Genomic DNA, 13,745 nt, shown 5'->3' on the forward strand with positions numbered 1-13,745 from the left:
CGGCCTTTATTCTTTTGGAGGTAAGCCTTTCATGTCAACGTTGATCTCGGGATATATGGCACAGACAGGATTAGCCACGGTAAGCTGGGAAAACTGGGTTATGTTTGCAATTGCAGGTCTCCTGGTTTATCTAGCGGTTGCAAAAGATGCTGAACCACTTCTTCTTGTACCCATAGCGTTTGGTATGGTTATCGCCAATATTCCGCCCGAGGCTACGGGTGTCTTCACTCCTGGTACGGGTATAATGTGGATCTTACAACAGGGATTGATGTTGGGAATTTATCCACCTCTAATATTTCTGGGGATAGGAGCGGTGACGGATTTTTCTTTTGTTCTTGCAAATCCCAAGACGCTTTTTTTGGGGGCAGCTGCTCAAATTGGCATTTTTATAACATTCCTCGCAGCTAATTTGATGGGTTTCTCCCTTTCAGATGCAGCCGCCATATCGATAATTGGCGGAGCAGATGGACCGACTTCAATATACGTTGCAAGTATTCTCAAGTCTCAGTTTCTACCGATCATTGCTATAGCTTCTTACTCCTATATTGCTCTGATTCCGGTTCTTCAACCTCCCATTATGAAGCTTCTAACTACTCACAAGGAGAGAGCAATAACAATGGGCAAGAAGCTGAGAAGAGTCTCGAAGCTCGAAAGGATTGTTTTTCCAGTAGTTGCGACGATTGCGATCTCGTTGATAGTTCCTCAAGCGCTCCCACTAGTGGGAATGCTCATGTTGGGCAATCTTTTGAGAGAGAATGGGAAGACAAAGCGGCTCGTCGAGGCTTCTGGAAAATACATTTCGGACACCGTGATTATTTTGCTCTGCGTCTCCGTTGGCGCAAAAGCGGACGGTAAGATATTTCTCACGATTGAGAGTATAATGGTTTTGGCATTGGGCTGCGCCGCCTTTGTTGTTGCAACAGCTTCGGGAATTCTATTTGCAAAGTTGATGAATCTGTTCTCCGCAAACAAAGTAAATCCGTTAATAGGTGCGGCCGGGGTTTCGGCGGTCCCTACTGCCGCAAGAGTTGCCCAGAAAATTGCCTCGGAGGAAGATCCGACTAATTTTGTCTTAATGCATGCAATGGGACCGAACATAGCAGGTGTAATTGGTTCTGCAGTTGCGGCCGGAGTATTCCTTTCAATAATATGATAGCCTGGAACGGGAGGGTGTAATGGCTGTAAGAAAGCAGTACAAAGTAAATATCAATTTGGCTCTGTGCAAGAGTTGTGGAATATGCTACTGGATCTGCCCGACGAAAACGATTACTAAAGGGGAGCTTGGCAGGCCAAAAGTGGTTGATCACAAGACATGCATAGGTTGTCTGATGTGCGAGAACGCATGCCCTGACTTTGCGATTGATGTGCGGGAAGTGGAGGCGGTGAAAGAGGATGCGTGAGTTCGTTCTTCTTCAGGGTGACGAGGCATGTGCGCTTGGAGCAATCAAGGCCGGGTGCAGGTTCTTCGCAGGTTATCCAATTACTCCGGCTACTGAGATTGCCGAAACCATGGCGAGGGAGCTCCCAAAAGTTGGTGGAACCTTTATTCAGATGGAGGATGAGATTGGAAGTGCTGCTGCAATAATCGGTGCCTCTCTTGCAGGCGAAAAATCGATGACTGCAACGAGTGGACCTGGTTTTTCGCTAATGCAGGAAGCGATTGGCTATGCGGCGATGACTGAGGCTCCAACAGTAATAGTGAATGTTCAACGAGGAGGCCCCTCCACCGGTATGCCCACAAAACCGGCGCAGGGGGATATTATGCAGGCAAGATGGGGAACCCATGGAGATCACCAGATCATCGCAATCTACCCCTCAAATGTTGAAGAAGTCTATAAGTACATTATAACTGCGTTCAATTATGCTGAACTGTATAGAACACCAGTGATATTTCTAATGGACGAGATCCTTGGCCATATGCGCGAGAGTGTTTACCTCCCGTACGATTCGGAGATAATGGAAGTACAAAGAGTCGGTGAGGCCGAAATTGCAGAAGAAGATATCTTCCATCCATTTGAAGGTGACGATCAGATGATGGCAACTCCACTTGTTAGGATGGGTAAGTCGAGGTTTCATGTCTCGGGTCTGGTCCACGATGAATCGGGTTTCCCGGTTGGTTCTCCTTCCGATTCGGAAAGGCTTTTGAGAAGACTTGACAACAAGATAAGATTGCACAGCGACGAGATAGTAATATATGATGAATATATGACTGAAGATGCAGAGATACTGGTCCTCGCATATGGTTCCGTTGCCAGGAGCGCCATTAAGGCTGTGAAAATGGCAAGAGAGGATAAGATCAATGTGGGTCTTTTCAAGCCGGTTACAATTTGGCCGTTTCCCAGTACGAGGCTAAGACAGCTGCTAAAAAAGGTGAGCGCCGTGATTGTTGCTGAGATGAATCTTGGGCAAATTCTCTATGAAGTTTCTAGACTGAACAAACGAGGCGCAAAGATCGAGCATGTGAGCAAGGTCAGTGGCGAGTTGATTACTCCACAAGAAGTTCTTGATGCAATATCAAAAGTCAAGTCTGAAATAATGGATCTGTAGAACCTCAATCAGTAACGATCCTTCCTTCTTTTTGCAAACGATGTGTTAAAACTTTTGCTAATTAAGCGGCCTCTGTGGTAGAATTACAGCGAAATTACCTGCAAAAGGAGGAAATCTCAATGGAAATCCTGAAGGTCAGTTCGAAATCGAATCCGAACAAGGTAGCAGGTGCCATAGCCGGAGTTATCTCAAAGAACGAGCAAGTAGAGCTTCAGGCCATTGGCGCTGGTGCTGTGAATCAGGCTGTGAAAGCAGTTGCCATCGCTTCTAGATTCCTCAGAGAACAGGGTACGAAAGTGTACATGGTCCCTGGATTTGTGGAGATTCAGATTGGAGAAGAGATGAGAACGGGAATTACCATTAAGATCGTTTCGGAGAAAGACGAAATCAAATAATTGGGGTTCGGTAATCTCTGAAAGTGGGGGGAGGTCATTGATCTCTTCCTTTTTCATTTTGAGAGTCTCGAATAATCGAAATCAGCTTTGACAAGGAGGTTGCATGTGATCACAGTAGGTGACATGTTAGACATAGCTCTGAGAATTGAGAGTGTCGGTTATAGTTATTATCAGAAACTCAGCGAGAAAACTTCGGGCGAAGTGAAATCGTTGTTTGTAAAACTTGCCACGCAGGAAAGAGAGCATGCAGCAGTATTCAGGAAGATGTTGAAAGACGCCGACAACTCTCTAATAGCTAAAGATTGGGAAGATAATGTTGGTTATTTGAAGTCCTATGCAGAGATATCTATATTTCCACGAACTGAATCGATTGATGTTCCAGACAACATTAACAAAGCAATTAGCAGTGCAGTGGAAGTAGAAAAAGACAGTATAATATTCTATTCAGATCTTTCTTCTTTCATACCTGACTGCAAGGAACTGAAGGATATTATCGAGGAGGAACGAAGACATCTTCATGATCTAGTGAAGTTGTATGGTTCTATATAACTAATGGGATGTTTCAAGATTCGGGTGGTCGTCAGGAATATTGCTTAATTTCGATTATCTGTCCTTCATAAGGGGGATTTCCGTTGATTTAAAGTCGTGCTATGTTTTTTCTCCGTTTTTCCGCTCAGCGATTTGCTGAGTAATCTATACGAAAAGATTTACTGAATGAAACAATTGGGCATCTGAGGAGAAATCTGTGTTCTTTGTGATAAAATGATCTTTGGATAAATTCTTGGGAGAGTGAGCTATATGTGCCTGGCTTTGTATGAAGAGTGGAAGATCTCTCTTTTTAATCGACACAGAGCTCTTTTTTCCCCCCGTAAAAGCCCTTTGTCTTCTTTCCGTACAGTTCAAAGGGTGATGATCAAAATCACAAAAGACATAGATTCTGCAGTTACACCTCACGAGATATCGTGAGGTTTTTTTTTGCTATGTGGACAAATTTATATCTTGAGGAGGGATTTTGTGAGTAGTGAGAATTCAGCTTACCAGGAGGTAAGGGAACAGGAAGACAGAAGCAAGAATCTGGGTAGAGGAGGACTTTTAGTACTCGGCCTGCAACACGCATTCACAATGTTCGGAGCAACTGTTCTTGTTCCTTATCTGACAGGCGTTCCTGTGAATGTTGCCTTATTCACGGCAGGTATAGGCACACTTCTTTTCCATCTGCTTACGAAGTGGAAGGTGCCGGTCTTTCTAGGTTCAAGCTTTGCCTACATTGCGCCAATCAATGCAGTAATTCTCTATCATGCAAATGCACCGGAAATCTATGAATCTGTTCCTGAAGCTATTGCAGCCGGATTCTCCATAACTCCGGACATGATAGCGTATGCCACAGGTGGAATACTGATTGCTGGCCTTGTTCAGGTAGCAATTGCGATGCTCATCAAGAGACTTGGAGTTAGCATGTTTGAAAAGATCTTTCCACCTGCCGTTGCGGGAACGATCATTGCAGTCATCGGTCTAAATCTCGCTCCGACTGCGATAAGCATGGCAAGTTCGAACTGGTGGATTGCAATCGTATCTCTGGGAACGGCTGTTCTTGTCAGGCTTTACGCAAAGGGTTTTACGAGATTAATCCCTGTTATGTGTGGCATTGTTGTGGGGTACGTCGTGGCTGCAATAACAGGCAATGTAACACTCGATGCAGTCAGTCAGGCGAGCTGGGTCGGCCTGCCTCAGTTTGTTCTTCCGAAGTTCTCATTCTACTCTTTGACAGTGCTTGTCCCTGTTGCTCTAGCACCCACGATTGAGCACTTCGGGGATATTTTCGCAGTATCAGCTGTTGTCGGGAAGAAGTACTATGAAGATCCAGGCATTCACAGAACACTTGCCGGGGATGGAATTGCGACGGCAGTCGCGGGTTTTTTCGGAGGTCCGGCGAATACAACCTATAGTGAAAACACGGGAGTCCTTGCTATCACCAAAGTTTTCAATCCCATAGTGATGAGGATTGCTGCTGTATTCGCAATCATTCTGTCATTTGTTCCCAAAGTCGGCGCTCTTATACAGTCGATTCCTACGGCAGTAATGGGTGGAATCGAAATACTCTTGTTCGGTATGATTGCTGCAATAGGAATGAAAACGCTTATTGAGAACAGAGTTAAGGTAGATGGCAAGAATCTAATAATTGTCTCTGTGATGCTAGTTGTGGGAATTGGAGGCGCGGCCATTGGAATAGGCCCTGTAAGGTTCGAAGGCATAGGTCTGGCTGCTCTAGTCGGACTACTTCTTAACGGCATTTTCGTAATGACAAAGGCTCCTGAGGAATAAAAAGAGCGGCAATTTGCAGGGGGGGTGCCTGCTACTAGGCGCCGCCCTTTTTGTTATACTATCCCAAATGGGGGTGATGAAAGTGTTGAAGGGGCGAAAGGTCTATCTTAGAGAATACCGGAAGGAGGACATTGTACTGGCTCATGAATATATAAACGACTATGAAGTCAAAAGAATGCTGGTGCCAGGGATTCCTTTTCCGTTGAGACTGGAAGAGGAGGAAAAGTGGTACGATTCCCAAAGCTCTTCTAAAGACACTTATAGCTTTGCCATTGCAAAGATAGAAGACAATGAATATATCGGAGGGTGCGGCATCAACGAAGTCGACTGGAAGAATAGTGTAGTAACGCTTGGAATATTCATCGCAAAGAAGTTCTGGAACGAAGGTTATGGAACCGATGCAATGAGAATCCTTCTAAGATTCGTCTTTGAACAGATGAACATCAATAGAGCAAAATTAAATGTCTATTCATTCAACAGGAGAGCGATCAGGTCATATCAAAAATGTGGATTCAGAATCGAAGGAACCTTGAGACAGGAAATTTTCCGGGATGGATCATTCCATGACGAGATCATTATGGGTATTTTGAAGGACGAGTTTGGAAGAAACGATCAAACTTCGTTGTAAATCTCGACGAATTCCACTTCAAGCGAGAATCTCTCTCTAAGCAGCTCTCCGAGATTAATCACACCGAATCTTTCGCTTGCGTAGTGCCCTACCCAGAAGAAGTTGATACCTGTCTCTCTTGCAATCTCCCGAGTCGGTTCACCAACTTCCCCTGAAATGAAGGTGTCTGCTGTGCCTTCAAGCTCCCTCAGATTTGATGAAGAACCGCCGGATATTATGCATACTCTTCCAGCGAAATCGGAGTTCTTGAATAGGCCAACCTCTTGACGTGGGAAAATCCTACATAAGGAATTCCTCAACTCAGACACGAGAATGTTTTCCGGATGAGTTCCTATAAAGCCTACATCATATCTCTCGAGGTTGACGAGTCCTATCTCTTCAGCAATTGAATAGTTGTTGCCATATGGCTCATTGGCGTCGAGCGGCAGGTGATATCCGAACAGTGTGATGCCCAAACTCAATACTCTCTCAACCCTTTTCTTTAGATACCCTGAAAGTCTGAAGAATTCCTTTCCGAAGATTCCGTGGTGAACAAGAATAGCGTCCGCTCCGGCTGTGACCGCTTTTTCAACCAAAGCATCGCTGAAAGAGACACCAGTAACCACCTTGTTTATCTCCTTGCTTCCTTCTATTTGAATTCCATTGAAGCAATAATCGTCGAATTCTTCCGGATGTAGAACCGAATTCAGAAAACTCTCGATATCTTCAGGTTTCATAAGTGTCCTCCAACAATATTGAACTGATAGCATCGGGTTTCGAGAAATTATACCACGTCCAGAAAACAAACATAAAATGAAATATAAGCAAAAAAATGTGGCGCTTTGCGCCACTAAACGTCCACATCTCTAAACAAAGGGTTTATCTACTTGAATAACAGCGATTCAAATTAATTATATATCATTCTTAATCACAAATTACAAAATAAACATTGAATAATATAGCATGGAAATCAAATAAAATCAATATGTAATTGAGTTATTTCACAAGTATAATTTTACTTTGCTTCCCGGGTTTTCAAAGAGAGTTGGTTCTTATTGTTCGCCAGGTCTTTTAAACTATTGAACTGCATGGTAGACTATATAGTACGGATTCCTTACTGTGGAGGCGTTGATGTCTTACAGCCTATTCAAGTCTTATCTAAACGATGAAGAAGCAAAGGAGATTCGAGGTTCCCTTCTTGTGATGGCCATTCCTGCTATGGCAGAAAACGTACTCCAGATGCTGCTTGGAATTTCAGATACCGCTTTCCTCGGCCATTATGACTGGAGAATTATGACCGCTGTCGGTACCGCAAATCAGGTTGTCTTCATATTTCAGGCAGTCCTAGTAGCGATTTCAACAGGTTCGATGGTGTTGCTTTCTAACAGTTATGGTGCAAACAATCACAGAAGAGTAGATTTGATTGCATGGCATGCGATCTATCTTAGCATTGCTGCTGGTTTGATTCTTTCTTTTGGGTCTTTTTTCTCTGATAGCTTGTTGTCAGTTCTCTTTCCTTCTAGCGACTCGTTGATGCAGATGAACGGAAGCAAATATCTCCAAATCATCATGGCAGGTTTCCCTGCAATGAGCATAATGATTGTTCTTGGTGCGGCTTTGAGAGGAGCGGGAGACACGAAATCGCCGCTGATAGTAGCCGCTGTTGCAAATGTACTGAATGTCTTTCTTGATTACTCAATGATCTTTGGAAAGTTTGGGTTCCCCGAGATGGGTGCCTTTGGGGCCGCACTTGCAACAGTCTTGTCGAGAGTCGTAGGTTCAGTGATAATTATTGTTTTGCTGTTTCGAAATCGAAGAATTTCGATGTCAAGGAAGCCCCGGAGATTCTCTAAGTGGCTCTTCAAAGAGATCTTTGTTCTAGGTCTTCCAGCTTCCATCGAAAACTTTAGATTCTCTCTTGGAGTTCTTGTCTTCGCAAATATCCTCTTTATTTCCGGTCCACAGGCGTATGCTGCCCACAGAATCGGTATTCAGGTAGAATCTCTCTCCTTCATGCCTGCTTGGGGTATGGGAGTTGCTATAACCGCCTTAGTCGGAATCTACAATGGTGGCAGGCAAAGAAGAATGTCGATTGGTGTAGTTAGACAGGGTTGGTTCATTGCCCTCGCAATCTCCTCTGCGATTGGATTAACCATTACGTTGTTTCCGGACCTTTTCATCTCTCTTTTCACAAATGAGCCGTCGCTCATAGAAGAGGGACGACTGCCAGTGAGAATTATCGGGCTCTTTCAGGTAGTGATGGGGACCGATTACGTGGTCACCGGGGCTTTGAGAGGCATGGGTGACACTTCTTTTCCAATGAAGACCTCGCTTGTGGCAATGTGGTTCTTGAGACTTCCCATTGGCTACGTGCTTGTAAGATATTTCGGTCTCGGTCTATTTGGTGCTTGGATAGGAATTATGGCCGATATGGCCTTCAGGACAACACTGAAGTTTATCAGGTTCTACTCTGGGAAATGGGAAAGCACGGCCGATTCAATACAGGCGCGTTCCGGCTGAGATCTCTTGTACAAAAGAAAGTTATTCGTAAAAAATCTATATGCACGGGCTTACAATCTCAAAGGTTCTTTTTATCAGAAGTGGCGATATCTTTGTTCCTAATTGGAGCTTTTGGTAAGATAATCATATGCCTTTATCAGGCATAATTCGAAAGACTTACTAATACTCCGAAGGAGGTATTTCTTTGAAAGTCGTGGGAATGAAAAAGATCGTCTCACTGATTGAAAAAGGTTCATCTGTGATGATAGGAGGGTTTCTAGGTTGTGGTTCTCCAGACTCAATTATCGATGAGATCGTTAAGAACGAAATCTCTGGTTTGACTCTTGTAGCAAACGATACTGCCTTTCCAGAAACGGGGATAGGAAAACTCATTGTCAACAAGTGTGCTTCCAAGATTGTTGTCTCTCATATAGGAACAAATCCTGAGACACAACGTCAGATGATTGACGGAGAGCTGGAGGTAGAGCTTGTTCCGCAGGGTACTCTGGCCGAGAGAATTAGAGCCGGTGGTGTAGGCTTAGGAGGCGTTCTGACGCCAACAGGTGTCGGGACTGTGGTTCAGGATGGAAAAAAGGTTTTAACAGTGGATGGCAGAGATTACCTGATGGAACTTCCTCTAAGAGCCGATTTTGCTTTGGTGAAGGCCAAGAAAGCCGATTACTTCGGAAATCTGGTATTCTCTTTGACTGCAAGGAATTTCAACCCTCTGATGGTCCTAGCATGTGATACGGTGCTTGTAGAGGTTGAAGAAATCGTTCCAATTGGTTCCCTGTCGCCGGATGAAATTCATATTCCTGGAGTTTTCGTTCATTACATTGTTGTCGGAGGTAGAGTGCAATGATGGACCCAAAAGAGAGAATAGCAAGAAGAATTGGACGGGAACTGGGTGACGGAGATCTGGTAAATCTGGGGATTGGAATTCCCACCCTGGTCTCAAACTATATACCAGCGGGTATAAGGGTGTTTTTTCAATCAGAAAATGGCATCATCGGCATGGGACCATTACCGGAAGAAGGAATGGAGAATAGAGATCTTACAAATGCCGGGGGTCAATATGTAACGGCTCTACCGGGTTCGGCAGTTTTCGACAGTGCCATGTCTTTTTCAATAATCAGAGGTGGACATCTCGACGTCACTGTCCTAGGAGGTCTTCAGGTCGATGAGCGTGGGATTCTGGCTAACTGGATGGTCCCTGGCAAGATGGTGCCAGGTATGGGCGGTGCAATGGACCTAGTGACTGGAGCTAAACGTGTTATTGTCGCCATGACACATACATCTAGGGGAAATCCGAAAATCGTGAAACAATGCACTCTTCCCATAACTTCAAACAGACGAGTAGACCTTATTGTTACAGAGTTAGCGGTAATCGAACCCTTTGCCGGAGGACTTCTGTTGAAAGAGAAGGCAAGTGAGGTGACAGTTGACGAGGTACAGTCTCTAACAGAGGCTCGGCTATTTGTCGCTGAGGATCTTAAGGACATGATCTAGAGGTAATTTTGGAGTCTCGAGCGGCCAGAAATGTCCATTCTCTGAAGATGAAATGATGTATCATTACTATTCGTTGTCTTAGATCTACAGTGATGTTTTGTTCGAATGATTTTTCTATGAAGAATTTCGTGGAGCTTGAAGGAAATAGTAACAACCGATTCACTGGCTGTACTGCAGAGAGTAGAGCAAATCTGTAGGTGCGTCTTCTTAAAAAGGTCCCGGTTCGCTCAGAAGGAAATGCAGTACAGTTCCTAAGATTACGGTTCATTGTCGCTTTTAGTTTGTTCGTATTGCGAAGTAGATTTCGCACGAAAGTCTGAGTCTCGCAGCGATTTTCGAGATTAATTGCCTATCTTTGGTTCCTATTCGGCTACAGAAAGCAGCGTTAAAGAGATGTTAGTGTGGTATATTCTCCTAGAATGTATATTCACCGTAAGGCACTTTTGGAAGGTGATTTTCTTTTCATTGTATTTGATCTTCACTTTCATAATTCGGGAGGCAAAATCATGAGAAAGGTATTGATTGTGGTCTTACTAAGCATGGTTCTATTCACAACTGGTCTATTTGCGGTTGTATCTGGAGACCCAGTAGTTGAGGGTCAACTACCGTTTCTTCTCACCAACGCGGGGCAGGGTCCCGGCGGCAAAATGGCAAGGCTTCTAATATGGCAGAGCGGAGCAATTGAAGACACGGATTTCGATTACAATGCAGAACCACTTAAAGAAAATCCGAACGATCTTACTGCGAGAGAATACAAGATGCTTTTCGTTATCATCGGTTCTTCTGCAAAGGGCCTTGGCGCATCGGGTATAACTATTGATGAAGAGATAGTGAGACTCAACAAGATGATAGAAGAAGCCAAGAGACTCAACATGTTTATTATTGCCGCTCACATTGAAGGAAAGGCAAGAAGGGGAAATCCCGGAAGTGCAGACGAACGGTCAATTGATGCGATTGCACCATATGCAGACTACCTAATTGTGATGAAAGAGGGAAACTTAGATGGTAAATTCACTAGGATAGCTGAAGAGAAAGATATCCCCCTCACTCTCATCGACAACACGATTGATTTCATGCAGGTAATTAAATTGATGTTCCCGGCCGAATGATGGCGTTCTAGCCAGATCGCCGCTTCTTTGGAGGAGTAAAAATGTATCTTCAGACAACGATTATCGCAATAATTATGGTTGCTACTTTTGCTCTTGCAAGCTGGAAGTTGAAATCGCCGGAGATATCCATGGTAATTACCGCCATTGTTGGTGCGTTAGTGGGTGGGTTTGGATTTCCCTCGAGGCTTCTAGTGGAGGGTATGTTTACATATTTTGATGTTGGAATGATTTTTCTAACCGCATCGATTTTTATCAATATTTACTCTGAGACAGGGGCTATGAATGCCCTGGTTCGATGGATTGTGAAGCAGTTTTACGACAGAAAGTGGCTAATGTTAGTGCTACTGGGAATATTGATGATCATTCCTGGTGCTTTGACTGGAGCGGGGAGCGTATCGATATTTGTCGTAGGAGGCCTAGTAGCTTCAGTCATGAGCTACATGGGGTTTTCGAAGAGGCGTGTGGCGGCCTTCATATACTTGTTTGCAATGCTTGCTGCCGTTTCACCTCCTATAAACCTATGGGCAATGTTGATGGCAGCTCAGGCTAACATGCCATATGTTGGTTTCAATGTGGTACTGCTTGTACCAATAGTAATTATTGCCTTGTTTACAATAGTCTATACTGGCACTAGCAAGACGCCGGAGAGAAAGAGCAAAGAACACATCCTTTCCGAACTTCCACTTCCACCTGAAGGGATGAATTGGTTCAAGATCATAACTCCTTTTGCTGTTCTGCTTGTGTTGATTCTACTATCTAAATTCGCGGCATTTTCTATTCCCGTTCTTGGCCTTCCGCTTACATTTGTGATATGTGCTTTTGCCTCTGCCATGATGGACAGGAAGAGGTGGGATGTTCGCAAATGGTTCGATGTGATGGTAAAGACTATGGATCAGGTGTTTCCGCTACTAGCAACGGTTATAAGCGTAGGTGCCCTTGTAAATATCATGACGGCAACTGGTGTCAGAGGCTTGCTTGCTATCACTTTCATTACTCTACCGATGGTTTTCATCTACATTACCGCGCTGCTTTTTGCACCTTTCGCCCAAGGAGCGCTCAGCTACGGAAGTGCAATTATCCTCGGTACGCCAATAATCTTCCTATTCAATTCGGTTGGACTGAATGTCACAGTTACTGCTGCTGCCCTCAGTCTCCTTTTCCCATTGGGCGACTGTCTGCCTCCATCGAGAATAGTGGGAAGGCTTACTGTTGAGACGGTAGGATATGAAGGCAGCTACATGTCTTTCCTCAAAGCGATAGCTATACCGTGGCTTTTCATGGGTGCTATCGGGCTGCTGATGCTTATTTTCCCCAACCAGTTAGATTTCCTTGTAGTCTATTGATGGAGGTGAGGACATGTTGGTCTTAATGGATACGATTATTCACTATTTTTACTTCGTAATGACTGGGTTCTTTGCAATCCTTCTGCTAAAGAATCTTTTCAAAAGAGAAAGGCGAAAAGGCCTTGTCTATGACATAGTCTATTCCTACGTTATCATGGTCTTCATACTAAGAGTAATCGGGATTAAGTGAGGTGTGAGATGAAGAATCCACTGTATCTAAAAATCCTATTCCTGGTTCTTTCGGGCGTACTCGGCCTTTTAGCTGGAATAGAGTTCTGGGAACTCCGGCATTACAAAGAAACGGTCGTCGTTTCAGAAGACTTCTCTGAAAAGATTATGCTTAGCCAGTATCTTCCAAGTCTCAAGAATACTTGGGGAGATACACCTATTTATATCTATGACTCCGGAGTACCGGGAGGCTCGATGCTTGTTCTCGGTGGAACCCATCCATATGAGCCGGCGACGACACTCGCGACCTACGTTATGATGGAAAACATCGACGTGACATCGGGGAAAGTCTATATAATTCCTCATGCAAATATGAGTGCCTCTACATTGGGAATGCTTGGCAACGCATACATAAAGTACTACCATATAGAGACTCCATGGGGTCAGAAGAAGTATAGAGTCGGTGACCGAGGAACTAATCCACTAGATCAGTGGCCAGACCCTTTCACCTACGTTCACTACCCATCAACCCAGAATTTGGCTTACCAGGACATCAGGAATTTGAACAGGACTTTTCCTGGAAGACCGGATGGAACGCTTACGGAGAGAATATCCTATGCGATTATGGAGTTGATTCGGAATGAGGACATTGACATTTTCTTCGATTTTCACGAGGCATCACTGATGTACCCGGTGGTAAGTACTTACGTGGCACACGACAGGTCAATGGATATTGCCATGATGGCCGCAATGATGCTAAGCGCCACTCAGTTCCCGATGAAGTGCGAGGCCTCGCCAAAAAACTTGAGAGGTCTGACACATAGAGAAGTGGGCGACTTCAGCAATACGTTGGCAATATTGATGGAGACGCCCGAAGCCTTTATCGACAGAGTCGTTGGGCGCATGTCAGAGGAACTTATGCTAGAGGGTAAAGATGAATTCCTTCAGACAGCTGCAGAAAAGGGTCTAGTTTACTGCGATTACGACATATACGAAGGTTTTCCGGATGCTCTTGGAAACATGATTATTGGTACACCGATGGATTACAGAGTCGGTAGGCACCTATCAGGAACGCTAGAGGCCTTGAACTGGATGAATCAGTTCTTCCCTGACAAGGCAATTAGCGTGACTTTTCCGAACTACGTCGATGTTATGAGTAATGGGTCGGGGTACTATCTACATGATCCAAGCAAAGCCGACCCATCCAGAGTCTTCCAGAACTGAAAGTCTGAAGATCAACTGATAC

Annotated in this window: 15 protein-coding genes; 14 read left to right on the plus strand and 1 reads right to left on the minus strand. The window is 44.5% G+C overall.

The genetic code is table 11. From position 1 onward, the window contains the following. Positions 1-31 precede the first annotated feature (31 nt). From THEBA_RS02520 to THEBA_RS02550, 7 genes are all read left to right on the plus strand, one after another. Positions 32-1,153 (plus strand): sodium ion-translocating decarboxylase subunit beta, encoded by a 1,122-nt coding sequence (locus THEBA_RS02520; protein ID WP_014730316.1) that lies wholly within the window; start codon positions 32-34, stop codon positions 1,151-1,153. A gap of 22 nt (positions 1,154-1,175) precedes the next feature. Beyond that, a complete protein-coding gene (locus tag THEBA_RS02525) occupies positions 1,176-1,400 on the plus strand; it encodes a 4Fe-4S dicluster domain-containing protein (protein WP_014730317.1) in 225 nt (74 codons plus the stop codon). After that, positions 1,393-2,547, plus strand: a complete 1,155-nt coding sequence (locus THEBA_RS02530) for a 2-oxoacid:acceptor oxidoreductase subunit alpha (protein WP_014730318.1) — start codon at positions 1,393-1,395, stop codon at positions 2,545-2,547. The genes THEBA_RS02525 and THEBA_RS02530 overlap by 8 nt, the downstream gene beginning before the upstream one ends. Positions 2,548-2,666: 119 nt before the next feature. After that, complete coding sequence (locus THEBA_RS02535; RefSeq protein ID WP_006492095.1) at positions 2,667-2,942, plus strand: stage V sporulation protein S; 276 nt, start codon at positions 2,667-2,669, stop codon at positions 2,940-2,942. A gap of 105 nt (positions 2,943-3,047) precedes the next feature. Next, on the plus strand, positions 3,048-3,491 hold the full coding sequence (locus THEBA_RS02540) for a ferritin-like domain-containing protein (protein ID WP_014730319.1): 444 nt from the start codon (positions 3,048-3,050) through the stop codon (positions 3,489-3,491). Between the two features lie 465 nt (positions 3,492-3,956). Continuing rightward, positions 3,957-5,264, plus strand: coding sequence for a uracil-xanthine permease family protein (locus THEBA_RS02545; RefSeq protein WP_014730320.1), 1,308 nt, complete (start codon positions 3,957-3,959; stop codon positions 5,262-5,264). 82 nt (positions 5,265-5,346) lie between these two features. Next, complete coding sequence (locus THEBA_RS02550) at positions 5,347-5,892, plus strand: GNAT family N-acetyltransferase (RefSeq protein WP_014730321.1); 546 nt, start codon at positions 5,347-5,349, stop codon at positions 5,890-5,892. Here THEBA_RS02550 and THEBA_RS02555 read toward each other — a convergent pair. Further along, positions 5,877-6,608 carry a Nif3-like dinuclear metal center hexameric protein gene (locus THEBA_RS02555; protein ID WP_014730322.1) on the minus strand — a complete coding sequence of 244 codons (732 nt, stop codon included), beginning with the start codon at positions 6,606-6,608 and terminating at the stop codon, positions 5,877-5,879. The two genes, THEBA_RS02550 and THEBA_RS02555, sit on opposite strands and share 16 nt — an antisense overlap. A 394-nt stretch (positions 6,609-7,002) precedes the next feature. Here THEBA_RS02555 and THEBA_RS02560 point away from each other — a divergent pair, with 394 nt between their 5' ends. The 7 genes from THEBA_RS02560 to THEBA_RS02585 all read left to right on the plus strand — a co-directional run bounded on the left by THEBA_RS02560 (position 7,003) and on the right by THEBA_RS02585 (position 13,723). Further along, positions 7,003-8,391, plus strand: a complete 1,389-nt coding sequence (locus tag THEBA_RS02560; RefSeq protein ID WP_014730323.1) for an MATE family efflux transporter — start codon at positions 7,003-7,005, stop codon at positions 8,389-8,391. 184 nt (positions 8,392-8,575) lie between these two features. Next, a complete protein-coding gene (locus tag THEBA_RS02565) occupies positions 8,576-9,232 on the plus strand; it encodes a CoA transferase subunit A (RefSeq protein ID WP_006492104.1) in 657 nt (218 codons plus the stop codon). After that, a complete protein-coding gene (locus THEBA_RS02570) occupies positions 9,229-9,879 on the plus strand; it encodes a 3-oxoacid CoA-transferase subunit B (RefSeq protein WP_014730324.1) in 651 nt (216 codons plus the stop codon). Before THEBA_RS02565 ends, THEBA_RS02570 begins: the two co-directional genes overlap by 4 nt. A 506-nt stretch (positions 9,880-10,385) precedes the next feature. After that, a complete protein-coding gene (locus THEBA_RS02575; protein ID WP_006492107.1) occupies positions 10,386-10,988 on the plus strand; it encodes a DUF6305 family protein in 603 nt (200 codons plus the stop codon). 41 nt (positions 10,989-11,029) lie between these two features. Continuing rightward, positions 11,030-12,331: a transporter permease gene (locus THEBA_RS02580; RefSeq protein ID WP_006492109.1), complete on the plus strand. Its 1,302-nt coding sequence runs from the start codon at positions 11,030-11,032 to the stop codon at positions 12,329-12,331. A 13-nt stretch (positions 12,332-12,344) separates the two neighbouring features. Continuing rightward, positions 12,345-12,521 carry a hypothetical protein gene (locus THEBA_RS14485; RefSeq protein ID WP_006492111.1) on the plus strand — a complete coding sequence of 59 codons (177 nt, stop codon included), beginning with the start codon at positions 12,345-12,347 and terminating at the stop codon, positions 12,519-12,521. An 8-nt stretch (positions 12,522-12,529) separates the two neighbouring features. After that, positions 12,530-13,723, plus strand: coding sequence for a M14 family metallopeptidase (locus THEBA_RS02585; RefSeq protein WP_014730325.1), 1,194 nt, complete (start codon positions 12,530-12,532; stop codon positions 13,721-13,723). Positions 13,724-13,745: the final 22 nt, after the last annotated feature.

Source organism: Mesotoga prima MesG1.Ag.4.2 (genome assembly GCF_000147715.2).
GTDB classification, from domain to species: domain Bacteria; phylum Thermotogota; class Thermotogae; order Petrotogales; family Kosmotogaceae; genus Mesotoga; species Mesotoga prima.

Bases quoted from the DNA above. Each gene is read 5' to 3' on its own strand.
- THEBA_RS02520 (WP_014730316.1), top strand. From the start codon at position 32: ATGTCAACGTTGATCTCGGGATATATGGCACAGACAGGATTAGCCACG.
- THEBA_RS02525 (WP_014730317.1), top strand. From the start codon at position 1,176: ATGGCTGTAAGAAAGCAGTACAAAGTAAATATCAATTTGGCTCTGTGC.
- THEBA_RS02530 (WP_014730318.1), top strand. From the start codon at position 1,393: ATGCGTGAGTTCGTTCTTCTTCAGGGTGACGAGGCATGTGCGCTTGGA.
- THEBA_RS02535 (WP_006492095.1), top strand. From the start codon at position 2,667: ATGGAAATCCTGAAGGTCAGTTCGAAATCGAATCCGAACAAGGTAGCA.
- THEBA_RS02555 (WP_014730322.1), bottom strand. From the start codon at position 6,608: ATGAAACCTGAAGATATCGAGAGTTTTCTGAATTCGGTTCTACATCCG.
- THEBA_RS02560 (WP_014730323.1), top strand. From the start codon at position 7,003: ATGTCTTACAGCCTATTCAAGTCTTATCTAAACGATGAAGAAGCAAAG.
- THEBA_RS02570 (WP_014730324.1), top strand. From the start codon at position 9,229: ATGATGGACCCAAAAGAGAGAATAGCAAGAAGAATTGGACGGGAACTG.
- THEBA_RS02575 (WP_006492107.1), top strand. From the start codon at position 10,386: ATGAGAAAGGTATTGATTGTGGTCTTACTAAGCATGGTTCTATTCACA.
- THEBA_RS02580 (WP_006492109.1), top strand. From the start codon at position 11,030: ATGTATCTTCAGACAACGATTATCGCAATAATTATGGTTGCTACTTTT.
- THEBA_RS14485 (WP_006492111.1), top strand. From the start codon at position 12,345: ATGTTGGTCTTAATGGATACGATTATTCACTATTTTTACTTCGTAATG.
- THEBA_RS02585 (WP_014730325.1), top strand. From the start codon at position 12,530: ATGAAGAATCCACTGTATCTAAAAATCCTATTCCTGGTTCTTTCGGGC.